Raw genomic sequence first — 24,406 nt, forward strand, 5'->3', positions numbered from 1 at the left:
CGAACCGCTACGGTTGAATGTATATAGCGCAGCTATTGAGTAGCTTTCCGGCAGCTACGGTGTACCCACAAGGCTGCATATCAAATAATAATTTTACAAAGATGGACACTAATTTCACGAATTATCACAAATGGTTCTAAATATAAATTACTTACTAATAAGTAAATTCGATTTACTTATTAGTAAATTAAAGTGCAGAAATATAATAGAATTAGATCGGGTTTAGATTGTAAAAACAGACTGAAAGCCTGATTCGAGATTATGAATAGTATAGAGAGCTATCCATCATATTGAGGTTTTATTCGTGTAAATCTGTGTAATTCGTGGCTTGATTAAAAGAAATTAACCTATATCCGGTCGAGCGCAGTCGAGACCTTCTTAAAACCTCTCGACTGCCCTCCTTTAGAAAATGGCGTCATTGTTTTCCGCTTGATAAAATTTATGTTTCTAACCTTAGAGTAATAGTGAGCTTTATTAGTGTGTTTATCGTTAGAATTATTAGGCAGTTATTGGAATCCTGATGATACTATTGATAACTAGTTAAATGCTGTTTTATTGATTAACTCACGTTAGTGTACATATTATGTCTCTTCGTTATCTAAAGGCTCATTTTTAGCTTAATTAACGTGAATCTTGCTTAAGAATTCAAGGTGTTCCTCCCTATTAAAAAGGGAGGTGGATCCCGATGAGATCGGGATTCGGAGGGTTATATATGTTTGTTATTTTTAATAAAACGCCTCTTTCTTCCAATTTTTATCAAAATCGAAATTCATTTCTCGGCTTTAAATTAAAGAGGAGAGCACTGTGACAGTAATTACAATATGTTGCTCTCTTATCTCTTTAACCACTTAGGCTAGGAACAATAACGTCGTGGATTTTGCTAATAAAGTTTTAGTTTTCAGTTAAGAAAGCATGGTGTCGCTTACTTCTTCTTCGCTTAATTTATCACTGTCTTCAACATTTTCGGTATTTTCATATTTTTTAGCAAATTCAGATGGCGACATTTTGTAAACCTGCTTAAAACATTTACTAAAGTATTTAGGATCATTAAACCCTGTTTTTATACATACTTCAGAGATGAGTAGACCAGAATTTTGCTTAATTATTTGAGAAGCGCGTTTAAGTCTATAATCCCTTATAAATTCATTAGACGATTTTCCTGTAAGCTGCTTTAGTTTTCTATACAGACCAGAATGACTCATATTCATTTCTTTTTTAAATATTTGAGCCGTAAACTCTGGGTTGTCGAAGTTATTATCTAAAACTTTATAAGCTTTTCTTACAAATAAATCATCAATAGAATCAATGTTTTCATCTTTAGGAATAAAATTGACTTTTGTTTTAGACTTTTCAGATATTTTTTTATTGGTTTCTATAATATTGGTAATTCTGGATTCCAGAATATTATAACTAAAAGGTTTCTTAATATAATCTATAGCGCCAATGCTTAAACCTTTTAATTTAAATTCATCAGACGTCCAAGCACTAAGAAAAAGGAAAGGAATATGACTGGTTTTTTCATTGTCCTTAACACGTTTGCAAAACTCTATACCATCCATAACAGGCATAAGCGTATCGCTTAAAATTAAATCGGGTACAAGTTTAATTGCTTTATTGAAACCTTCCTCCCCGTTAGCAGCTTCAATAACCCTAAATTTTTCGGCTAAAGATTGCGATATATATGTTCTAATGTCCAGATCGTCTTCAACCACTAAAATTCTTGGCGTACTTTTACTATGCTGTTTGGTATCAATTTTATCAGAATCATCATCCTTATTTAAATTTATAGGTTCTAAAGGCTCCCTAGGTGGAGCGCCATTTCGTATATTCTCACGCTTGTAAAAGGATTCTTTAATAGGAATGGTAACAGAAAACGTAGAGCCTACATCTATTTTACTTTCCACATCAATAGTACCTTCGTGTAGCTTTACCAGTCTGTTTACATAGTCAAGGCCAATACCGGCACCATTAGGGTTTAAGGATTGAGAAGACTCCGATCTTATTTGGTAAAAACCTTCGAATATTTTCGATAATTTATCTTCAGATATGCCTATTCCATTATCTCTAACACTAATAGTGACATAATCTTCCGATTCGCTCGAATAATTAAGATGAATGGTTATTATGCCCTTTTTTAATGTAAACTTAAAGGCATTAGAGAGTAAGTTGTAAATAATTTTTTCAATTTTATCTTCGTCAATCCAACCTTTTAGATCTTCCTGTTCGCTAATAAATTTAAAGGTAATTTCGTTCTGTATAGCGAACTCATAAAAAGCGCTACAAGTGTTTTCAATACATTTAACAATATTTTGGTTAGAGACCTGGAGGCTTAACGTATCGCCTTCTAGTTTACTAATGTCAAGAATTTGATCTACCAATCGTAAAAGACGAAAAACGTTCTTATTAATTAGTTTTAATAGCCTAAAATCATTTTCACTTTTATCCTTTTCGTTTTTTAGTAATTGCGAAACAGGCTCTGAAATTAAAGTTAACGGCGTTCTCAATTCGTGGGATACATAAGTAAAAAACCGAAACCGCATCTTATTGAACTCCTCTTCATTTTTTAGTTTTAAGCGTTGCGATTCGTTTTCATTCTTTTGTTTGGTACTTATTATGGTGTATTTTTTATAATAGTAAAGTAAGGTGGTAAAAACAATCACCATTATTAAGGAAAACCACCAGGAAGCATAAAAAGGAGGAGCAATGGTTATGTTTAGGGCCTTTTCATATTCTTCGGTGTTATTATTTAAAGCCCTAACCTTTAAGGTGTAGTCTCCATGATTAAGATTTGTAAAGCTTACAGACCGCATAGATTCAATATTGGCCCAGGTATCCATATAGCCTTCTAGAATATAGGAATATTTGTTTCCTTCCAAGTTATTAAAATCCAAGGCTGCAAACTCAATTGAAAAATCATTTTGATTTGCTTCCAGCTTTAAATGATCGGTTGTTGAGATACTTTTTGTTAAAGGTGATTCTTCGATGTTAATACCAGCATCCTTATTATCTATTTTTAATGAAGATAAAACGACTACCGGATTTTTTTTGTTATTGAAAATACTATCCGGATTAAAAATAACCAGTCCTTTAGACCCTCCGAACCCTAAACTGTTATCTGGTAGTATAACAGATGCTTTGGGTTGAAATTGTTTAGAGGTTAGTTTATACGTACCACTAAAGTTTTCGAATGTTTTATCCTTCTTATCAAACTTAACAAGGCCTTTGTAAGTACTTACCCAAAAAGTATTGTTATCTATAGATTGTATACTGGACACAAAATTACTTGGCAAGCCATCACTTTCAGTAATGAAGTTAAAACTAGGATTATTTAAATCAAGATATCCCATGCCTCTACCTTGAGAACAAAACCAGATACGCTTATCGTTATTGTCTAAAAAAACTTCGCTTATAGGGAAAGAAATTAATTTGTCTGAATAAAAATCTTTAAAAGTTTTTGTCTTAGGATTAAAAATGGTGATACCGCCAATAGTTGCTATAACAAGTGTATTGTCTTTCGTTATTTTAATATCCCTAACATTAATATTGCCAAAGCTTTCAAAGCTGTTTTTTTCTGGGTTAAATAGGTTTAATCCAGATTGAGTACCTATCCATAGATTGTTTGATGCATCTTCTGCAAAACAATATATTTTATCGTCACTTATACTTGTTTTATCATTATTATTGTGTTTATACCTAATAAAGCTCTGCTTATTAGGTTTTAGTAAATTAAGCCCACCAGAATAAGTGCCAAACCACATGTTTCCTTTGTGGTCTTCGAATATTGAAGTTACGGTGTTAAAACTTAAGGAACCGGGATTGTTGGGCTCATGAGAAAACGACTTATATGTTTTACTAGTTGGGGTGTATACGCTAACACCACCCCAGGTACCAATCCATAAGTTATTTTTTCTGTCAAGAAAAACACTACGTACCCTACTTTCAACAATACTATTACTGTCATGAACCTGATGTCTTACCAGTTTAAACGAACTATTTTTAGACGTGTTAAAGCTAACACCTTCGGCATATGTACCTACCCATAAAATACCATCCCTATCTTCGTAAACAGAATAAATAGAATTAGTAGGAATACCTTGAATATGATTAGAATTCTGGGCAAAGTTATAAAATGAAAGGTCGTTTTCAACAATTTTGCTAATACCTCCGCCATTGGTTGCTACCCAAGCATATCCCTCGGAGGTGTGAAAAATATCGAAAATTTCGTTGTGAGGAAGCGGGCTATTTTGAGTGTTAAGCGTTTTAAATTTTTTATTCGACTTGGAGTATATAGAAATACCTCCTTTAAGAGTGCCAACCCACAAATCTCCGGTATTATTCATAGAAAGCGCCGTAATAGTGTTTCCAGATATTGTGTTTTCTTCTAGTTTGTTATAATAATAAGTTACAAAACGGTCACTTTTTTTATCAAAATGATTAAGCCCATTTTTAGTTCCTACCCATAAATGGCTTAAGTCGTTTGCCAATGATATTACATCAGAACTAGATAAGGAATTTGGACGCCCAGAATTATACCTGTGATGTTCAACAATACCTTGTTCAAGACTATATAGAATTAAGCCTTCAGAAGTTCCTAACCAGGTTAAAGAATCATTTTCTCTTTCAATACAATTAATTCTTATAGGGGTGTTAAAATTATTGAACAGTTCGTGTTTTTTTACGGTTTCTGTAACTGGGTTATAAATTTTAAGCCCATCATCTGTACCGACCCATAATAAACTATTGATATCCTCATAAAGATCCAGAACCCTTTTTCCGTTAGAAGTACCATATTTATTATCGCAGATATCAACCACCTTGATGTCATAGCTATTGTATTTGTTTAGCCCATCATCTGTACCAAACCATAAGTAACCTGTTTTATCTTTTAAAATAGTATTCACCGTATTTTGAGATAATCCATTGGCTGTAGATAACATATGAAAATCATTGAATGATTGATCTTCAATATATTGAGCATGTGCTATACCTATGAATAAAAAAGAAAAAAGGACGAATAAGGTGGGCTTATCAAACATTTTCATAATTGTAATTTAATTGTTTTTTAACAAAAAATAAAGCGCTCTAGCATTTATTGTTAGATTATTATAGCTGTACCATACACTAAATAGAGGTTTAAACGATGGATAAGGAGTCGTAAATTAAGGTGTAAATTTTATTCAAAAAACAATAATGACCAATTAGACTATCCTAAATCACTATTGGTTTTTCTGACATATTTGTCTACCTGTTATACCTCTCTAAAACATGTTTAAATAAAAATGAGCTTTTATTTAGCTTAGTACTGCTATTATTCTTAACAAAAAACAATCTACTATATATGTTAAAACAAGAGGTGGTTAAATTGTTCAAAATAACCTCTGTTTTGAACATTATGTCTACATTTTAAAAAAGTGAACAAATCCTGCACTATTTAAAGCTTTTATTCTACCCAAAATCCTTGATTAATCAGGTAATTTGAATTTGCTTGTTAAAACAAGGCCCATAAAGAATTATGAAATGCTTTGGGAAAATTAACAAGAGGAAGACATTATAGTTTTCTAAACTAAGCTTTTTAGAAAATAACGATGTTGAAAAGTTTTATTAATTATTAACTTAAGGGAGGTGCCCTAATCTTTTATGAGATCATACTTATTTATTTGTTTTTTGCTAATTGGATTAACCCCAAATGTAGTTTCTGCTCAAATAGCTTATGTAAAACCTAATGCAGCAAAACGGGTTGGTTCTAATAACACAAAAATATATTACGAAACCTGGATAGACTTTAATAAAAATGGAAAAAAAGATGTGTTTGAGACGGCATCAGAACCTATCGATAAAAGGGTAGAAGACTTGCTATCTCAAATGACTTTGGAAGAAAAAAGTTGTCAAATGGCTACCCTTTATGGTTTTGGAAGAGTTTTAAAGGATGAATTACCAACTGCTGGATGGAAAAAAGAAGTTTGGAAGGATGGTATTGGTAATATAGACGAGCAATTAAATAATCTGGCGTATCACCCATCTGCAGTAACAAATAAAGCTTGGCCCCCATCAAACCACGTAGAAGCATTAAATACCATACAAAAGTTTTTTATAGAAGAAACCAGATTGGGGATTCCTGTTGATTTTACTAATGAGGGCATACGAGGTTTGTGTCATGAAAAAGCAACAAGCTTTCCTTCTCAATTAGGAGTTGGAGCTACATGGAATAAAAAATTAGTTAGTAAAATAGGTCATATTACTGGAAAAGAAGCACGTTTGCTAGGGTATACCAATGTGTACTCTCCAATTTTAGATATTGCGCGCGACCCACGCTGGGGTAGAACTGTTGAATGTTATGGAGAAGATCCCTTTTTAGTTGGTGAGCTTGGATATAATATGGTTAAATCAATACAAGAGGAAGGCGTTGTATCAACTCCTAAACATTTTGCAATTTATAGTGCGCCAAAGGGAGGACGAGACGGAGACGCCAGAACGGATGCTCATATTACCGAAAGAGAGTTGTTTTCATTGTATTTACACCCTTTTAAAAGAGCTATTAAGGATGGCGGTGCCATGGGAGTTATGAGTTCGTACAACGATTATAACGGTGTGCCCGTAAGTTCATCAAAGTATTTTTTAACAGATATTTTACGAAAAGATTGGGGCTTTAAGGGCTATGTGGTATCAGATAGTCGTGCCGTAGAATTTATTGCAGATAAGCACCACGTAGCAGAAGATCATAAAGATGCTGTTTTAAAAGCAGTAAAAGCAGGTCTAAATATTCGTACCGATTTCACCATGCCTGAAGATTATATCATGCCAGTTCGCGAACTTGTTAAGCAAGGAAAATTAAACATAGAAACCGTAAACGATAGAGTGCGCGACATTCTTAGAGTAAAATTTTGGCAAGGCCTTTTCGATAATCCCTATGGTAAAAATATGGAGGAAGCAAACAAAACTGTTGGTAATGAAGCACATCAAAAGATTGCATACCAAGCTTCCTTAGAATCTATGGTATTGCTAAAAAATGAGAATAATATTTTACCATTAGACTTTTCAAAGTACAAATCGGTATTGGTTACAGGACCAAATGCCAAGGCCATAAACCATTCTATTAGTCGTTATGGACCATCTAATATAGATGTGGTATCTGTTTTAGATGGAATAAAAGATAAATTCCCTAAAAATGTAAAAATCGAATATACAAAAGGTTGTGAATTTTTTGATGAGAATTGGCCAGATAGTGAGATTATCCCACAAGAACCAACGGCTTCAGATATTAAAGAAATGCAGAAAGCAGTTAAGATGGCTAAAGCTGCAGACCTCGCCATTGTTGTGGTTGGGGATGATGAAGAAACAGTTGGAGAATCAAGATCAAGAACGTCCTTGAGTCTTCCAGGTAACCAACAAAAATTTGTTGAAGCGATTCACAAAACAGGAACACCAGTTGTAGTGGTTTTGATTAATGGTAGACCAGCTACAATAAATTGGATAAATAAATATGTGCCCGGAATTGTGGAAGGATGGTTTCAAGGAAAGTTTGGAGGTGCAGCAGTAGCTGATGTGTTGGTTGGAAATTATAATCCGGGGGGAAAACTGCCAATATCATTTCCAAAAACAATTGGACAGATTCCAATGAATTTTCCATCAAAACCGGGCGCACAAGCTAATCAACCTCAAAATGGAAATAATGGCTCCGGAAAAACTCGTGTTGGTGGATTTTTATACCCCTTTGGATACGGGTTAAGTTACACCACATTTAATTATTCTGAGCTCAAGGTGAAATCGAAAATTAAAAAAGGAACTGGAGAAGTACATGTATCTGTTGATGTAACAAATACAGGAAAGGTTAAAGGTGATGAGGTTGTGCAACTGTATTTTTCAGATGAAACCTCAAGTGTTACAGTGTACGAAAAACAGTTAAGAGGTTTTGAGCGTGTGTCGCTTGAACCTGGTGAAACAAAAACAGTTAAATTCACCTTAAATCAAGATGATTTGTCTCTTTATAATAAGAACATGGATTTTGTTTTTGAACCCGGGGTTTTTGAAATTAGTATAGGAAGTTCTTCAGAAGATATACGCTTAGCAAAAAAAATTAACATTAAATAATAAATAAGTTAGTCAGTTGATCATGGCTAATGAAAAGTATAGCATCAAAAGCATTTAAAATAGCAGTTAGATTAAATTGAGGAAGATTGAAAAAGAATATTTTAACTGCGTATTGAATTTTGAAATAGTCATTGTTTTGAGTTTTGTGTATAAGAGTATTAAAAGCGGGAGAGACATAGCCTTTTAACGTTTATCACTCTTTATAAACGGAGGGTTTAGGTTTTTTTATTTGAACCAAACCCTCCACACTGCAAAGCTCGAATAAGTCTATTATATTTATAGATTAGAGAATTAGAAGATTTAAATTAATACCACATATGAAAATGATAAGAATTGTTACAATATTAGCATGTTTGCTAGTTGTTTTGTCTTGTAAGAAACAAGAAGAAAGTAATGATAAGCAAGAAGCAACCGATTTAAAATCGAAACCAAGGTCACTGGCAGAATTACAACATGAGTTTGTAAATACACGTTATCAGGCATATTTTCACTACAATATGTGTACGTTTAAGAATTTGAACGAAGAAGAGCATCACGGAAGGTCAAAAGGAACAGAACCACCAGAAATGTTTGCGCCTACTGGTTTAGATATGGATAAGTGGGTAGAAGCTGTAAAAGTAGCTCGTATGGAAGGCGGGTGGTTAACAACCAAGCACCACGGAGGATTTTGTTTATGGGATAGTGCGTTTACAGATTACGATGTAGCCTCTTCAAAAGATACAACAGATGTTGTAAAAGTTTTTACAGATGCCTTTCGTAAAGCAGGTTTAAAAATAGGGCTTTATTATTCTGTTTTAGATTATCATCACTCTATTAATAATGGTACGACATCTTCTAAAGATGTACAGTTTATGAAAAACCAAATAACAGAGTTATTAACCAACTACGGTAAAATAGATTATATCAATTTTGATGGTTGGAGTACTTGGCCAACAACACCAAGCTTTGATGATATTCATTATGGAGAAATTTTAGCTCTGGTTAAAAAATTACAACCAGAGTGTTTAATAATTTCTCATACTTACGAATCTAACCTGTCTCATGCAGAAGTGCCTTTTGCCGATGCTGCAGGGAGAGATTATCCTTATCACCCAGATTATTTACGTCCAACAGCAGCATCCGATTTTCTACAAATAGATTGGTGGTGGGACAACAATAATAATATGGGAGTTAAGAAGAGCGTAGATTATATACTGGGTAAACTAAATAGCTATAATTCTCATAACTCTGTATACATACTTAATATTTCACCAAATATAGATGGCAGCATTGATGATGATGTGTTTGTACGTTTAAAAGAAGTTGCAGACGTATGGGAAAAACCTGCAGATTTGGAAATAGGAGATAACTGGGGATACCAATATAATACAGAAGAAAATCTGGCATTTATGAAACCTTGTGTGCAATCCAGCACCGGGAATTTTATTCGGGATAAGCGTGCTTACCCAAGAGCAGAAATTGCAGTAGATGGGATAACTGAAGGTAATTGCGATATGGAACAAACCTCTTTGACTTCGGAAGAAATGAACCCATGGTGGCGTGTAGATTTAGAGTCTGTATATCCTATTTCTGAGATTACCATTTATAACCGCACCGATGTAGACCAAGCGCATATAAATGATTATACCGTTTCAATTTTAGACCCAGCAGGAAATAAAATTTGGAGTTTTGCAAAAAAGGAAAGCTCAAAATCTATGAAGATTCCTGCGCCTAAAGTTAAAGGAAGATTTGTGAAAATTGAATCTAATACAAAAGGTACGTTGGCTTTGGCAGAGGTTATTATAAAATAGCCTCAAATAAAAGAATGATTAAAAAAGTATTATTACAAGAGAAGAAAATGAAAACCAGAGATCATTATAAATCTTATGTTTTACTGTTAATGGTTGCAATAGCAAATATGGCTTTTGCACAAGATTCAGAAACCGAAGACTATAAACAACAACCTCACTCCTTTCCAGAATATAGCGAAAACTATACAAAAAACCTTTTTGCCCCTAAAGTAAAACCAGGAAAGACTTTTTATGTGTCTGTTAATAATGGTAATGATAAGAATAAAGGAACCAAAAAATCACCATTTAAAAGTATAGAAGCCGCACGAGATGCCATAAGAAATCTTAAAGCTAGTTCAGGGCTACCAAAAGGAGGTATTCATGTTATACTTTTAAAAGGGACTTATAATATTGAATCGACTATTGAATTTACTTCAGAAGATACAGGAACAAGTACTTCACCTATTGTATATAAAGGTGAAAAAAAAGGTGAAGTTATTCTAACAGGAGGAGTTGGGATAGATACAAAACGCTTTCAAGTAGTTTCAGATGAGGTGTTGTTAAATCGTTTACATCCTAAAGCTAAAGGAAATGTAATAAGTGTTGACTTATCAAAAGATAATCTTGCCTCATACTTTCCTGGAGATGGGAAATATGGACAAATAGCCCTAGATGGACATATGTTACAACTAGCACAATGGCCAAACAGAGGTTACCACCATATAGCTAAAATACATGAGAGGGGACCTACGACGCGATGGCTTAAACCGGGAGAAAAACCAATGGGTTATAGCAAAGAAAATCCAACAGGAGGAAAGTTTTCATTTAAAGAGGAGCTTTCCCCCTTAGTGCAAGCAGAGTTTGAAAGAACTGGAGATATGTATGCGCAAGGATATTTTCATAATGATTGGTATTTTCAACATGAGCCTGTAGGGACGGTTAATGAAGATGTTATTCAATTATTGCATCATACACGTTACGGTATCGTTAATAAAATTAAATCTATACCCAGAAGAGTACGTCTTTTTAATGTTTTGGCAGAACTAGATCAACCCGGAGAATGGTATTTTGATAAAAAAGAACAAAGACTTTATGTATGGCCAATAAAAGGTTTCGAACCAGGTAAATCTACCATAAGATTTATTGGTACCAAAAATAAATCGATCAATGATAGTTATGCTCAACCTGGAGATGCAAAAACAAAACAACCAGCGCTTTCCTTAATTGCTATGGAAAATACGTCGTATTTTACATTAAGTGATTTTATTATTGAAAATACCGGGAATTTAGCCATTAGCATTAAAGGAGGAGAATATAACCTACTAGCCAGTAACATTATTCGTAATGGTGCAGGTATGGGTGTTAAAATTAAAGATGGAAAGTATAATGGAATAACAGGCTGTGATTTCTATGCTTTGTATGCCGCTTTTAGTATTTCTGGAGGGAATTATAAAACACTGGAAAAATCGAATAATTTTGCTACAAATAACATCATTAGAAACTGTAGATATAGAGGCTATGGTGTAATATCTTTATCGGGAGTAGGTATTTATTTTGCACATAACTTATTGCATAGTATGAATGGTGCGGTTGTATATAATACCACGAATCTTTTAATGGAGTATAACGAGTTTTATAACATTGGTTATGAAATGGGAGATTTTAATGTCGCTTATTGCGGAGCGAATTGGTATACCATGAATAATGTATTGCGTTACAATTTTGTGCATCATTTAATAGAGCCAGGAGGGCATCCGGTTGCCGCTTTTAGGAATGATGATGGTGGAGCAGGTTTAAAAATTTATGGCAATGTATTCTATAGACCAGGAAGAGGAAGTTCTCAATTTGATGGGCCTCTAAATGATTTTCAGAATAATATCACTATGGATAGCTATATGGCTTGGTGGACACTTAAAAAAGACACAACTAAAGAAGCCATACAAAAAAAATGGGATCAGTTGGCGTCTGTTTATGGGCACGAATTACCCAAGGGAGATAAAGGAGATTTCATATACATTATGGAGCAACTTATTGGAGGAAAAGGATGGCTTAAAAGCCCTTGGAAAGATACCTTTCCAGAGCTGAAAGCAATGATTGAAACTAACCCCTGGGCTCAAACCTTTGGAAACGTAAATCTTAATTATATGAATAAAGTAAGGAATCCATTTCATATTCATGGTGGGTCGGGTACTATAGAAGGTATGGAAAGCAAAAAGAAAGGACGTTTTAAAGATTTGCCTTTAGAAGGATCGTTTGAATTACCAGTAGAAATTGATTTAGATGCTTTTGAAGATATTAGCGCGTTAGACTTTAGATTTAAAAAAGGTTTTAAACCAATGAAAAGTTTTAAACCAATTCCTTTTGAAAAAATTGGTCTGATTAAAGACGATTTTAGAAAAAAACCTTTAGATAAGAAAGTATATCGAAGCCAAATATACGAACGCTTTAAAAATGAAAAAGGAGGACGTTACAACGCCAAGATTGTTAGTGCCAGATATCCGCTTCCAGATTATTTAAAATAAAAGTATAAAAGAGCGATTGAAATATAATCTTAAAAATAAATGAGAAAAATAATACTACTATTAGTTATTATAATAAGCACAGGACAATCCTTTGCTCAAAAAAAATATGAAGCTAATTGGAAGTCTATCGATAGTCGACCAATACCATCCTGGTATACGGATGCAAAATTTGGAATATTTATTCACTGGGGGCCATATTCTGTACCAGCTTTCTCTAAAGTAGGAGCCTATTCAGAATGGTACTGGATGAATTTAGTAAATCCGAAAAGAGTAAGAAATGGTTATAATGAAACCAAAGAATTTCATAATAGAGTTTATGGAGAAAACTTTACCTATCCAGACTTTGTTCCTTTGTTTACAGCAGACATGTATGACCCCGATCAATGGGCAGATATTTTTAAAAGAGCCGGAGCAAAATATGTAGTGTTAACTTCTAAACATCACGACGGTTATACCCTTTGGCCTAGTAAAGAATCGGATAAATCGTGGGGAAGACCATGGAGCTCTACCAATTCTGGTCCAGGAAGAGATTTACTTGGAGAACTAACCGAAGCTGTTAGAAAAACAGATGTTAAGATGGGACTGTATTACTCGCTATACGAATGGTTTAATCCATTATATACAGCAGATGTGAATCTATACGTAGAAAAACATATGGTACCACAGTTTAAGGATGTTGTTAATAAATATGCACCATCCTTGATTTTTACAGATGGTGAGTGGGATTATCCATATACCACGTGGAAAGCCACAGAATTACTTTCCTGGTTATATAATGACTCGCCTAGTAAAAATGACGTAGTGATTAATGATCGCTGGGGTAAAGAAACCCGTCATCATCATGGAGGCTATTACACTACCGAATATGGCTCAGGGATGCCGAATGCCGATGTGCCTTGGGAGGAGAATCGAGGCATGGCACATTCATTTGGGTTTAGTAAAACTGAAAATTTTGAAGATTATAATTCAACTCAGGAATTAGTATACATGCTTATAGATATTGTAAGTCGTGGCGGAAATTTTCTCTTAGACATAGGACCAACTGCAGATGGACGAATTCCTGTGATTATGCAAGAGCGTTTGTTAGAAATGGGGGATTGGTTAGATGTTAATGGAGAAGCTATTTATGGTACTACACTTTGGAAAAACACCTGTCAGTGGACAAAAGGAAAAATCGAAGATGCTAAAAGAGGACATTATAAAGTAAAATACGATGTAATGAAATTAACAGTAAATCCAGACCCAGGATTTGCTTCTAAAGAAATATTTTTCACAAAAAAAGACAATGCGCTTTATTGTATATGTCCTGTATATCCAGAAGGAAAACTAACAGTTAAAGGCGTTAAAGTTAAGCCTAATGCAAAAATCACTTTACTAGGGTACGACAAGCCATTGGAATGGGAGAAATCTGGTAAAGATATAGTCATAAAGATGCCTTATTTAAGTCCATCTACAGCACCTTGTAAGTATGCATGGACTGTGAAGATTGATAAAATCGTAAAATAGTATTATAATTTTAATAATGAAAAAGCATTTAATAACATGTATACCGAACAGTGCAATAGTTATTAAAAAGAGCTCATTCATAAAATAATTAAAATATGTATAAAACAATGTTAATTTTTGGAATTGCCATAGTAATATGCGGATGCAATTTCGAGAAAAAGGAAGACGTTTTAAGCGTTTCAAAACCAGAAGAAACAAAACAATATGCGCAACGTTTAAGTAAAGAGAAATTAGAAGCCTGGCAAGACCTTAAGTATGGCATGTTTATTCATTACGGTATGAGTACTTTCCTTGGTGAAGAGTTACCAGATGGTAAGGCTCCAATTGATGCTTATGCTCCAACAAATCTAGATGTTTCGCAATGGATTAAAGTAGCAAAAGATGCAGGGATGAATTATGCTGTATTGACTGCTAAACACGTTGCTGGTCATTGTCTTTGGCCTTCTAAATATACAGATTATGATGTTGCAAATAATGAGAACGACACAGATGTGGTGGGAGAGTTTGTAAAAGAATGTCGCAAACAAGGTATTGCGCCAGGTATATATTATTGTGCATGGGATAATCACCACGATTTTTTTAGTTTAATGCCAGACAAGAGTGAGAATTATGCTGGAGCTTTAATAACACCTACAGAAAAACACCTTCAGGAATCACCACCTCCGTTCACAACATCGCTATACCAAAACTTTATGACGGCTCAAATAGATGAGTTGTTAGAAAACTATGGACCGTTAGTTCAATTTTGGATAGATATTCCAATTATTTTGGGTAACGGATATAGAGAGTATATCTATAACCATATTACAGAAAAATATCCTGATATGTTGGTAATCATGAACCATGGAAAAAAACAAAAGGGAGATAAGCTAATCTTTTTAGAAGAAAAAGCATGGCCTACAGATGCCCTTACTTTAGAAAGGTATTTTTCAGATAAACCTTATGATCCTATATGGACTATAAATGGAAAAGAAACGTATTTTCCAGCAGAATCAAATCTACCAATTGGAAATGAGTGGTTTTGGGAAGATGATGATAAGGTTAAACCAATGGATGATTTAGTGAAAATATTTAATGGAAATTTAGAGAATAATGTAAACTTTCTTTTAAACGTACCTCCCGATAAAACTGGACAAATTCCTGAAAAATGGATAAAACCTTTAATGGAATTAAAAACTAAAATGGGAGATAAATTGACCCACAAAAAGTAATAGGATAAAATAGTATTAAAATTCAAACAGTGATGTATTTATAGTTGAAATATGGCTATAAATGCATCACTTTTTTTGATTTTGTGTTTTATCGATAATATACAAACACAAAAGAGTTTTTCTATATAGTATATTGGTATATCATTGCTTTGAATGATCTGTACTACCTATATGGTTTACTTGTAAGCGTGTTTAAGTACTTATTCATTTATTTTTGGGACACCAAAAGTGTTTATTAAATATAAAAAAGTATAAAGAAAGAAAACTTTTCCATACTGTAAGCTAGTAAGCGGAAGTTTTAATTTTGAGTTTAGCTAACCAGAGGGACTTAAGTTCCTCTGGTTTTTTGTTTTAAAGTTAGAGTCGTTTAAAAGGAGTTATGGTTTCAGAAAGACAGACTAGGTACTTTTAACATTAGTTATGACGAAAAACAATACTTTTTTTGAAGATTTACGTAACTTTATATCAGATTACAAGAACCATAGATTTTAGATATGGAATTATAAAGAACTGTTAATAACTTCTATGTAAGTTTTGAACCAAAAATTCTACTTTTGTTTCAATTAAAATTTAACAAACGTTATGTCTGATACAATAGAAAAAGTTAAGTGCCTAATTATAGGTTCAGGGCCAGCAGGGTATACTGCGGCAATATATGCAGCGAGAGCGAATATGGCACCAGTTTTATATCAAGGAACACAGCCGGGGGGACAATTAACCACAACGAATGAGGTTGAGAATTTTCCAGGTTATCCAGAAGGGGTAACAGGACCGGAAATGATGATACAATTACAGAAACAAGCTGAGCGTTTTGATACCGATGTAAGAGATGGATGGGTAACCAAAGTGGATTTCTCTGGAGATGTGCATAAAGTATGGGTAAACGATACTAAAGAAATTCATTGTGATACTGTAATCATTTCTACGGGAGCATCTGCAAAATATTTAGGATTAGAATCAGAACAAAAATATTTAAAGCTTGGAGGTGGTGTATCTGCTTGTGCGGTTTGTGATGGGTTCTTTTACAGAAATCAAGAAGTAGTGATAGTAGGAGCAGGAGATTCAGCTTGTGAAGAGGCACATTATTTATCAAAACTTTGTAAAAAGGTAACCATGTTAGTGAGACGTGATGAATTTAGAGCATCTAAAATCATGGCAGCTAGAGTTAAGAATACAGAAAATATTGAAATATTATTTAACACAGAAACTGATGAAGTTGTCGGAGATGGACAAGTAGTAACTGGAGTTAAAGTTTTCAATAATAAAACTGATGAAAAGCATGAAATTCCAGCTACAGGGTTTTTCGTAGCGATTGGACACAAGCCCAATACCGATATCTTCAGAGGCTTTTTAGATTTAGATGAAACCGGCTATATTATAAACGTACCTGGAACTTCTAAAACTAACATAGAAGGTGTTTTTGTATCTGGCGATGCAGCAGACCATGTTTATAGACAAGCTGTAACAGCAGCCGGAACAGGATGTATGGCGGCATTGGATGCAGAACGTTATTTGGCTGCAAAAGATGCTACTTTCGATGTATCTACATCAACATATAATTAATATTTGTTTTTTATAAAAAAAAGAAAAGCCGAAGTTTATGCTTTGGTTTTTTTCTTTTGTAATTATATTAAAAAGTGTTTTCTTTGGAAACCAAAATTTAAAACGGGATGTGGCGCAGTCCGGTTAGCGTACACGGCTGGGGGCCGTGTGGTCGCAGGTTCAAATCCTGTCATCCCGACTAAATAATAAGGTGATTTCACTTTTGTGAAATCACCTTATCTGTTTCAGGAAGCGTTCAAAACTTTGTTTTGGCAGATGTATAGAAACAGATAAGGTAAAAACACTTAGGTGTTTTTACCTTATTATTTGCAACGAGGATTTGTTAGGATTATATAAATCCAGTCATTTCGACAAAATGAGCGTCAAGAGACATCTTTTAAAAGTTAATTAATTGGTTTTTTAGTAATTTAAATTTTAATAATTTCATTTGATTAGCTTTAATATCAAAATACGAATATATTGACTCACTCTGTGACGAGTCCATTCTTCATTTAAAACATTTAATTCGTTATCCATACGAAGTACATTGCAAAAAAACAGCTACTGTCCTTTTCCTCTAAGCAACAGGGACAGGTCAGAAGAGCATGTCCTACTGCTTTTTTTAGTTGGGTTTTATGTGAGTTATTCAAATTGAGCATAACGTTTAGTGTATGCTTTCCTAAGGGATTGCGGACTTCAAACCTATCAAGTTACCGCCAAACTTGATGCGAGAGATAACACTCGAAAACCTCTGAAACCCCTCTAGATTATTGGACACATTGTTGTAGTGTCGTTTTTTTATTTTCTTTTAAAATAATTGTCGCAAATGTCCATATAGCTCTGATAGAAAAGAACTCTTCTTTCCGAAAAGAATATATTTCCATATAGTTGTTCTACAGGAGGAGAAACTTCCAATTCATAGATGTTTGAATTCAAAACTACTTTCCATTCGGAATTCTGGGTAGGTTTTCCGTTTTGTTGAATCTCAAGGGAGCCATCAGTCTTAAATTCAATTGTCAATTCTTGCTTTTTGGCATATCTTGAATCTTCAGAATCCCAAAAACAACTAACATATTCCCATTCCCATTGCCCAATCAAAGTGTTCATAATCTTTGTCTCATTCCAATCCTTTTCACTGTGAAGGCTAATCATTTCAGCTTGTTTTACAGGAGGTTCAATGAAGTCATTCGAATTATCACATGCAAAAGTTATAATTAAAAGTCCGATTATAAGTAAAATTTTAGCTTTCATAATCTGGGTTTTTATATAGATGCAAATTTAACTGAAAGGTTGCGGTCTACAGCGTTTTTTGTGTATGATTGGTTGCGTAGTTAAGCAACTAATTTAGCAAAATGGAACGAACCAGAGGGAAATCCTGAGGATTTTCCGAGTAGGCTAGAACCAAGCAAGTATTTTCATAGGAGCTCTTGTTGATCATAAGGATTAAGCTCTCTGGCTTTATTCATTTTTGAAGTGTTGACCCAAGAAATCGTAAACCAGATTGAAATGTTCCAATGGGGCTATATGTCCACCATCAAGTTGGATATGCGAATAGTAATGTCCAAAATTATTTTCTTGCAATCGTTTTATAATTTGTGCTGACATTTCAGGAGCTGGCCATTGGTCATCATCTTTCCCTGAAATAATTAGTACTGGACCATTAATGTTTTCTACAGGAATTTCGGCATTCTTTACAGCCTCTTCATTTTCTAGCATCATGGCGTGAGCTGTATATAAATCTCCTTTGAGAGCTGGTGAAATTGTTTTTAACGAAGCTGGAACATAGGAAACTTCCTTGTTGTTATACATCCAAGAAGAGGTGTTTGCAGACCAAGTAATTGCAGGAAAGCTCACATTTGGTGTTGACATAGCGATAACACCTTTAAAATCCGAATATCTACTTGCTAAATTCAGTACGAGTTCTCCACCACGAGAACCACCCATTAATATGATTTGAGATTTATCTATTTTAGGATGTTTTGCTGCAGATAAAATGGTATCTCTAATAGCGTTTAACGAAATTCTATCTAAATGTTTTGGTGTTCCATTTGATTTGAAGTAACCTATTGCTAATAAAGCATAGCCTTTTTGATTTAGGCTATCTCGCTTTCCTTTTAAGTAAGCCCTTGTCCAGTCATTTCCACCGCCACCGCCGCCAAAAGCGACAATTAACGGTTGTTTATCCGAATTGCCAAGATACAATTTTGAATCAACCATTCCATGTTGATTGGATAGGTTTGGGACATAAGTAAAAATAGCTATAAGACCAAAAACTAAAAATGATGCTATAACCAATATAGTGATTCTGATTTTTTTTCTCATTTATAACAAGTTTAAAAAACAAAGCTATTGAATAAGAATAATATAACTTTTGACCTATATCAAATAATCATTTTTCAGTTCTTATTCTACTTAAGGTTTCTTGGGTAATTCCCAAATAGGAGGCCACCATTCCTAGTGGAATTCTTGGATAAATGTTAGCATAAACCTCCTTAAAGTGCAAGTATCTTTCTTTGGCAGAGGTAAATCGCATGGATACAATCCTTTCCATCAAGTGTTCGAAGACGCTTCCCATAGATAATCGGGCATATCGTTCCATTTCGGGGAAATTGTCAAAGAGGAAAAGAAGGTCATTTATATGTAATGAAAGAGCAGTAGTGTTTTCGATAGCATCGATATAGTAGATATCCGTTGTTCTTTGCATAAAACTTTTAGGAGAGTTTACCCATTCATTCACTCCACAAAAGAACTCGCTTATTTCTTTACCATCTTTTAAAAAGTAAGTTCTTAAAATTCCTTTTTGAATAAAGTAACTTTCTTTACAAACTCTGTTTGCATTCAATACCAACGCTCCTTTTTTAAAGAGTATTGGTTTTAATCGGTTCGTCAATGCGGTCTTTAAATCTTGAGAAAGTTCAATATAAGTTTCAAAGTGTTGATATATATTCGTTATTTCTTCGTTGTAGCTCATATGCAATGTTATAGTCGGCTATTATTTGTTCAATTGACCTAATTTCTCAATTTTTTTTAACCATTTTGTCCGGAACTCCTCTTTGGATAGTCTTATTGGTCCTATAGTAGTAATTCGGATCTTTTTTACTCCGATAAAATTCATTGTTAATTTTTTCATGGCATTATGGCTAGGGCTTCCATAAATCCATTTATAATACCAACTAGGCTGGTCTAAAGTGCAAATTATTCTGGCTGTTTTACCAGTAAAATGTTTATCCCACCACAAAGAATCTTTTCTTTTATTAAAAGCAAATCCTGGAAGTAAAACTCTATCTAGAAACCCTTTCATAATAGCAGGTACAGAACCCCACCACACAGGATATATCCATACTAGGTGATTGGCCCATTTCAGTTTTTTTTGAGCTTCTAACAAATCTAGCTCTAGTTCTGTTCTCTTTCTATATCCAAATTGCAGGTTAGGGTTAAATTTTAAATCTGGAATTATTATTTCTTGAATTTCTGCACCAGAAGTTTGTACGCCCTTTTTATAGGCTTTGGCCAATGCGTAATTGTAGCTTTCCTTGTCTGGATGACCAACTATTATTGCTATTCGTTTATTCATTTTTGTTCTATTTTGAGGTTCCTGTTAGAGTTAAAATTCCAATTACTAAAAAAACGACCCACCCAGGATGTTTTCCTTTCGTTCCGATTAACACCAGGAAGGAGGAACAAAGCATTGAAACTGTAATTGAACTTATGATGAACTTTGCTATTTCTGTACTTTGCAAATTTTGTTTGAGAGCTATTTTTATTAGTATAGCACCTATACACCAACCCAAAAAAGAAGCTAAATGCCAAGTGGCCCAAATAATTCTTAAATGTCTTTCTTTAAGGTCTGATTTTACGATAGTAGGGACTATTTTTTTATGACCTTTTTTGTGCTGAAAAATTAAAAGCTCACCAAGTATTGAGTGAGATAATCCTAAGATAAAACAAAGGATTCCGGCGATAAGCAAATATATATTCATATTCTATGTATTAGGATTGCTTGTAAATATGATTATCTGAAATACAGCTATAATTTTAGATTGATATACGGGGACAGTTACTTTTTATAGGCTCTTCTTACTACTTGTTTTACAATTAATCGATGAAAAGGTTTGACTATGGTCATATAAACTTTACCAAATCTTTTATTGTATTGAACTATGGTAGAAACCTTTATATTATGAGTAGATTCTTGAGAATTAAAAACACTGACTCTAAAATCGAGGTGTTTATCATCAGCACCTAAAATGATTTCATTATTCATTATTTCGTAAATCTTAAAGAACCCTACATAGCCTCCAACTTTAAAATCGGTATTATAATCTGGTGGTTTTTGAGTTTTTAAATCAAATATTTTTACGATTGTATTTCTAAGTTTCATTAGAATTATAATCCAATTAGGAAAATTGGCAAATACCATATTTGTAATTTTCTCTAGACTATCTAAATGGTTAGTTGTAGAGTAAGTATCTGAATAATCCACCCGCTTTGAGGTGGTTTTAATCAAACTTTCGTTAGGTATATTTTCTGAAATGACCTTCATAATTAATAGCATTAGATGCAATGAGTTGGTTAGACAAATAATTAGAAAAACCTTTTTATTCGCTCCTCAAATCTAACCTTTGTTAAATTATCTTCTTTAAAGAACTTATATAAAATAAAACAAGCAGGAATTGTTAAATAGAATGTACAAATAATGAAAGTAACTACACTGCAAAAGACAGCTAGGATTAGAGCGCCGATTTCCCCCAAATAATTTTGCTGTTCCATAAAATAAGAATGAACAGCTAGTGCATAATCATAAAAGCGAATTGTGACTTCATATATTAGCCACGCTGGATAAAACCATTTTCTAATTGGTGTCCACCATTTTCCCCAAATGGATTTCGATTGTTTGTTATTTTTTTCCATTTTATTCCTTTTTCACAAAGGTGATTTAAATGGAAGGAGTTTCATTTGATATAGATCAAATTCGAGTTTTTGGATTTCTTATTCTGCTCAAAGTTTCAAGAGTAATTCCTAGGTAAGAAGCAATATGCATAAGAGGGATTCTATTGGTGATGTCAGGATATATACTTAATAAGTGATTATACCTTTCTTCTGCTTTATTAAATTGAATTGTATATAATCTTTCGCAAAGACCTAACATGGTTTCGGTGACCACTTTGCTAATAAAGCGTTCAAAATCGTGATGTTTGTTGGTAAGATAGTCCATAGAGTTTTTAGAAAACTCTAAAACCGTTGAGTCTTCAACGAATTCAACATAATGCGGACTTGGTTTTTCACTAAAAAAACTTACAATCGGAGCCATAAACTGATTTTCGAAAGTGAACCAATCTGAAATATCTTTACCGTCTTTTAAATAATAAGCCCTTGCACAGCCTTGTATTATTAAATGCGCTTTTTTGGAATATTGTCCTTCTCGAACTACAATCTCTCCTTTTTTGAAATTACTTAGTTTTGAATTGTCAATGAATTCCTTTTGACATTCAATAGATAAAGGTGAATATATTTCACCTAATTCATTTAAGATTTCCTCACTGTTCATTTTTATAATTGGCTATAAAGCACAAAGGTAATTAATGATAGTTTCTGTATTGAATAAACAGAAGATTATTATTCTAATTCTATACTATTTATGTTTTCTTATACTATTCTCCAATGTAGATTCTAGTCAATATTATTACCAAATTAATCAAGAATTGGGAAAAGCAGAAGCCTCAGATTTAAATGGATTTTAATGTGATGGAATTTCATGCTTTCTTGATGATGCGTAACCAACAAAAAACACGTAATTGATAACCAAAAAAACAGAAACTAGCTTAAACTTATTTAAGATTTTTGGAGTCTAGCCATCATATTTTTAGCGCCAAAGGTTAAAAACAAAATATTTTTAAAGTGTTTTCCTGTATATCTTCTAAGTAAATAATAAGCTTTGGTAAGATGCCCTTCTACTGTTTTAGGAGAAATATCTAAATATTCGGCAATTTCAATGTTGGTAAGTCCTTCTTCCTTATTTAATAAAAAGGTTTGTTTGCATTTTTTTGGCAATTGGGTAATTCCTTTTTTAATCAATTCGATTTTTTTTTCAAGAAGCTCAGTATTATCATCATCAACAACTTCATTTAGAGTTTCCATATAAATACGCTCAAGATTAGAGATGGCCCTTTTTTTACGATACAAGTTGATGAATTTATTATAGGTGATCTTATACATGTAGTTTTTTAAGGAACGTTGTATAAAAAGCTTCTTTCGGTTACTCCATAAAGAAATAAAAACTTCCTGTACAATATCTTGAGCCATAGCATGATCGTCTGTTAAACTTAGCGCATAAACAAAGAGCGGTTTATGGTACATTTTAACAAGGTAAATATATGCTTCCTCATCTCCTTTTTTAAGATGTAAGATCAAAACAGATTCGTTTTTGAACTTGGAAGCCATAGAATTATTTTGGTTAGTAACACAACAATGTTAAGCAAATGATACAAAAAAATCAATAAATAGTAAAAAAAGATGAGAAAAAAGCAAGGGATATTGCAATTTGCTTTGCCTTATATAAAATTAAACATAGTAAAATGACCCAAAAAATTGATAATTTAATTGTCAAGTATATAACAAAATCTGCCACTGCAGAAGATTTAGATTTACTTTCTGAGTGGATTAAAGACCCAGAAAATAAAAAAGAATTTAAAGACTATGTACAAACGCATTACGCTATAACATATAACTTGGAAAATATAGACCCAGAAGAAACTATAGCATATCTTCTTAAAAGAATACAGAAGGAAAAATCTATAAGCTACAGACTTATAAATCAACCTGTGGTAAGATACATAGCAGCTGCTTCGGTGGTTCTTTTTATTACAATGGGGATATGGTTTACAAGAACAAATACTGTTATTTCTTCTGATGTAATAGAACCTATCATTGTAAACAACCAAATCGAGGCAGGTACCAATAAAGCTGTTCTTATATTAGAAGATGGTTCGAATATTATTTTACACAAAGATCGCCCGTATAATGGAGAACATGTTAGTAGCAATAATGAGGAACTAGTATATAATAACAATGCTACCAATGTTGCAGAAGTTGTTTACAATGTTTTATCTGTTCCGAGAGGCGGGCAATTTTCTGTTAAGCTTTCAGACGGTACAAAAGTTTGGCTTAATTCCGAATCGCGATTAAAATATCCGAAAAGCTTTATAGAAGGACAAGATCGAGATGTAGAATTAGTTTATGGAGAGGCCTATTTTGATGTGTCTCCCAGTACAGATCACAATGGAGCTACATTCAAAGTACATATGCAAAATCAAGAAGTTGAGGTGTTAGGTACCGAATTTAATATTAAAGCCTATCAAGATGAAACTAATATTTACACAACTTTAGTTGAAGGTAAAGTTGCGGTAACAACTAATGATAAAAACGAGATTTTAAAGCCAGGGGAACAGTCAAACCTTAATATAGAAACGAAAGTAGTACAAATTAATACTATTGATATTTTCAGAGAGATCGCATGGAAAGATGGTGTGTTTAGCTTTAAAGGCAAAAAGCTTAAGGATATCATGACCGTATTATCCCGATGGTACGATATGGAGGTTGTATATGAAAATAAATCATTAGAAAATAAGCGTTTCAATGGGACACTATATAAAAATCAAAAAATCTATGATATCGTTAATTCTATGAAAGAAACTAATGTTATCAATACTTATGAAATTAGAAATAACACTTTAATTATAAAATAAAAAGCCTATGATATAAAAACAAA

17 protein-coding genes and 1 tRNA gene are annotated in these 24,406 nt (G+C 33.3%); 8 read left to right on the forward strand and 10 right to left on the reverse strand.

Annotated elements, in window-relative coordinates; genetic code table 11:
• Positions 1-902 precede the first annotated feature (902 nt).
• Complete coding sequence (locus C1H87_RS18870) at positions 903-5,042, reverse strand: hybrid sensor histidine kinase/response regulator transcription factor (RefSeq protein WP_102757310.1); 4,140 nt, start codon at positions 5,040-5,042, stop codon at positions 903-905.
• A gap of 595 nt (positions 5,043-5,637) precedes the next feature.
• Between C1H87_RS18870 and C1H87_RS18875 the strand changes: the two genes are divergently transcribed.
• The 7 genes from C1H87_RS18875 to C1H87_RS18905 all read left to right on the forward strand — a co-directional run bounded on the left by C1H87_RS18875 (position 5,638) and on the right by C1H87_RS18905 (position 16,837).
• On the forward strand, positions 5,638-8,088 hold the full coding sequence (locus tag C1H87_RS18875; RefSeq protein WP_102757311.1) for a glycoside hydrolase family 3 N-terminal domain-containing protein: 2,451 nt from the start codon (positions 5,638-5,640) through the stop codon (positions 8,086-8,088).
• A gap of 317 nt (positions 8,089-8,405) precedes the next feature.
• Positions 8,406-9,878 carry an alpha-L-fucosidase gene (locus C1H87_RS18880; protein ID WP_199769307.1) on the forward strand — a complete coding sequence of 491 codons (1,473 nt, stop codon included), beginning with the start codon at positions 8,406-8,408 and terminating at the stop codon, positions 9,876-9,878.
• Positions 9,879-9,892: 14 nt separating this feature from the next.
• Positions 9,893-12,379, forward strand: a complete 2,487-nt coding sequence (locus tag C1H87_RS18885; RefSeq protein WP_199769308.1) for a right-handed parallel beta-helix repeat-containing protein — start codon at positions 9,893-9,895, stop codon at positions 12,377-12,379.
• 39 nt (positions 12,380-12,418) lie between these two features.
• Positions 12,419-13,885, forward strand: a complete 1,467-nt coding sequence (locus tag C1H87_RS18890; RefSeq protein ID WP_102757313.1) for an alpha-L-fucosidase — start codon at positions 12,419-12,421, stop codon at positions 13,883-13,885.
• Positions 13,886-13,980: 95 nt separating this feature from the next.
• The gene (locus C1H87_RS18895; RefSeq protein ID WP_102757314.1) at positions 13,981-15,096 is read left to right on the forward strand and encodes an alpha-L-fucosidase; all 1,116 of its coding nucleotides are present in this window, start codon (positions 13,981-13,983) and stop codon (positions 15,094-15,096) included.
• Between the two features lie 582 nt (positions 15,097-15,678).
• Positions 15,679-16,659: a thioredoxin-disulfide reductase gene (gene trxB, locus C1H87_RS18900; RefSeq protein WP_102757315.1), complete on the forward strand. Its 981-nt coding sequence runs from the start codon at positions 15,679-15,681 to the stop codon at positions 16,657-16,659.
• 103 nt (positions 16,660-16,762) lie between these two features.
• Positions 16,763-16,837 (forward strand) — tRNA-Pro (locus tag C1H87_RS18905).
• A gap of 599 nt (positions 16,838-17,436) precedes the next feature.
• On the opposite strand, the gene C1H87_RS18910 is transcribed toward C1H87_RS18905, so the two are convergent.
• The 9 genes from C1H87_RS18910 to C1H87_RS18950 all read right to left on the reverse strand — a co-directional run bounded on the left by C1H87_RS18910 (position 17,437) and on the right by C1H87_RS18950 (position 23,079).
• Positions 17,437-17,889: a hypothetical protein gene (locus C1H87_RS18910; RefSeq protein ID WP_102757316.1), complete on the reverse strand. Its 453-nt coding sequence runs from the start codon at positions 17,887-17,889 to the stop codon at positions 17,437-17,439.
• A gap of 207 nt (positions 17,890-18,096) precedes the next feature.
• Positions 18,097-18,960, reverse strand: coding sequence for an alpha/beta hydrolase family protein (locus C1H87_RS18915; RefSeq protein WP_102757317.1), 864 nt, complete (start codon positions 18,958-18,960; stop codon positions 18,097-18,099).
• Positions 18,961-19,027: 67 nt separating this feature from the next.
• Complete coding sequence (locus tag C1H87_RS18920; RefSeq protein ID WP_102757318.1) at positions 19,028-19,609, reverse strand: Crp/Fnr family transcriptional regulator; 582 nt, start codon at positions 19,607-19,609, stop codon at positions 19,028-19,030.
• A gap of 21 nt (positions 19,610-19,630) precedes the next feature.
• Complete coding sequence (locus C1H87_RS18925) at positions 19,631-20,212, reverse strand: NAD(P)H-dependent oxidoreductase (RefSeq protein ID WP_102757319.1); 582 nt, start codon at positions 20,210-20,212, stop codon at positions 19,631-19,633.
• A 7-nt stretch (positions 20,213-20,219) separates the two neighbouring features.
• Positions 20,220-20,618, reverse strand: coding sequence for a hypothetical protein (locus C1H87_RS18930; protein ID WP_102757320.1), 399 nt, complete (start codon positions 20,616-20,618; stop codon positions 20,220-20,222).
• Between the two features lie 77 nt (positions 20,619-20,695).
• The gene (locus C1H87_RS18935; RefSeq protein WP_158655280.1) at positions 20,696-21,181 is read right to left on the reverse strand and encodes a DUF2867 domain-containing protein; all 486 of its coding nucleotides are present in this window, start codon (positions 21,179-21,181) and stop codon (positions 20,696-20,698) included.
• 41 nt (positions 21,182-21,222) lie between these two features.
• On the reverse strand, positions 21,223-21,549 hold the full coding sequence (locus C1H87_RS18940; protein WP_102757322.1) for a hypothetical protein: 327 nt from the start codon (positions 21,547-21,549) through the stop codon (positions 21,223-21,225).
• Positions 21,550-21,604: 55 nt separating this feature from the next.
• Positions 21,605-22,186 carry a Crp/Fnr family transcriptional regulator gene (locus C1H87_RS18945; protein WP_102757323.1) on the reverse strand — a complete coding sequence of 194 codons (582 nt, stop codon included), beginning with the start codon at positions 22,184-22,186 and terminating at the stop codon, positions 21,605-21,607.
• 284 nt (positions 22,187-22,470) lie between these two features.
• A complete protein-coding gene (locus C1H87_RS18950; protein ID WP_102757324.1) occupies positions 22,471-23,079 on the reverse strand; it encodes an RNA polymerase sigma factor in 609 nt (202 codons plus the stop codon).
• Positions 23,080-23,213: 134 nt separating this feature from the next.
• Here C1H87_RS18950 and C1H87_RS18955 point away from each other — a divergent pair, with 134 nt between their 5' ends.
• Positions 23,214-24,383: a FecR family protein gene (locus C1H87_RS18955; RefSeq protein WP_102757325.1), complete on the forward strand. Its 1,170-nt coding sequence runs from the start codon at positions 23,214-23,216 to the stop codon at positions 24,381-24,383.
• Positions 24,384-24,406 lie beyond the last annotated feature (23 nt).

Origin of the sequence: Flavivirga eckloniae, from assembly GCF_002886045.1 — a bacterium.
GTDB classification, from domain to species: domain Bacteria; phylum Bacteroidota; class Bacteroidia; order Flavobacteriales; family Flavobacteriaceae; genus Flavivirga; species Flavivirga eckloniae.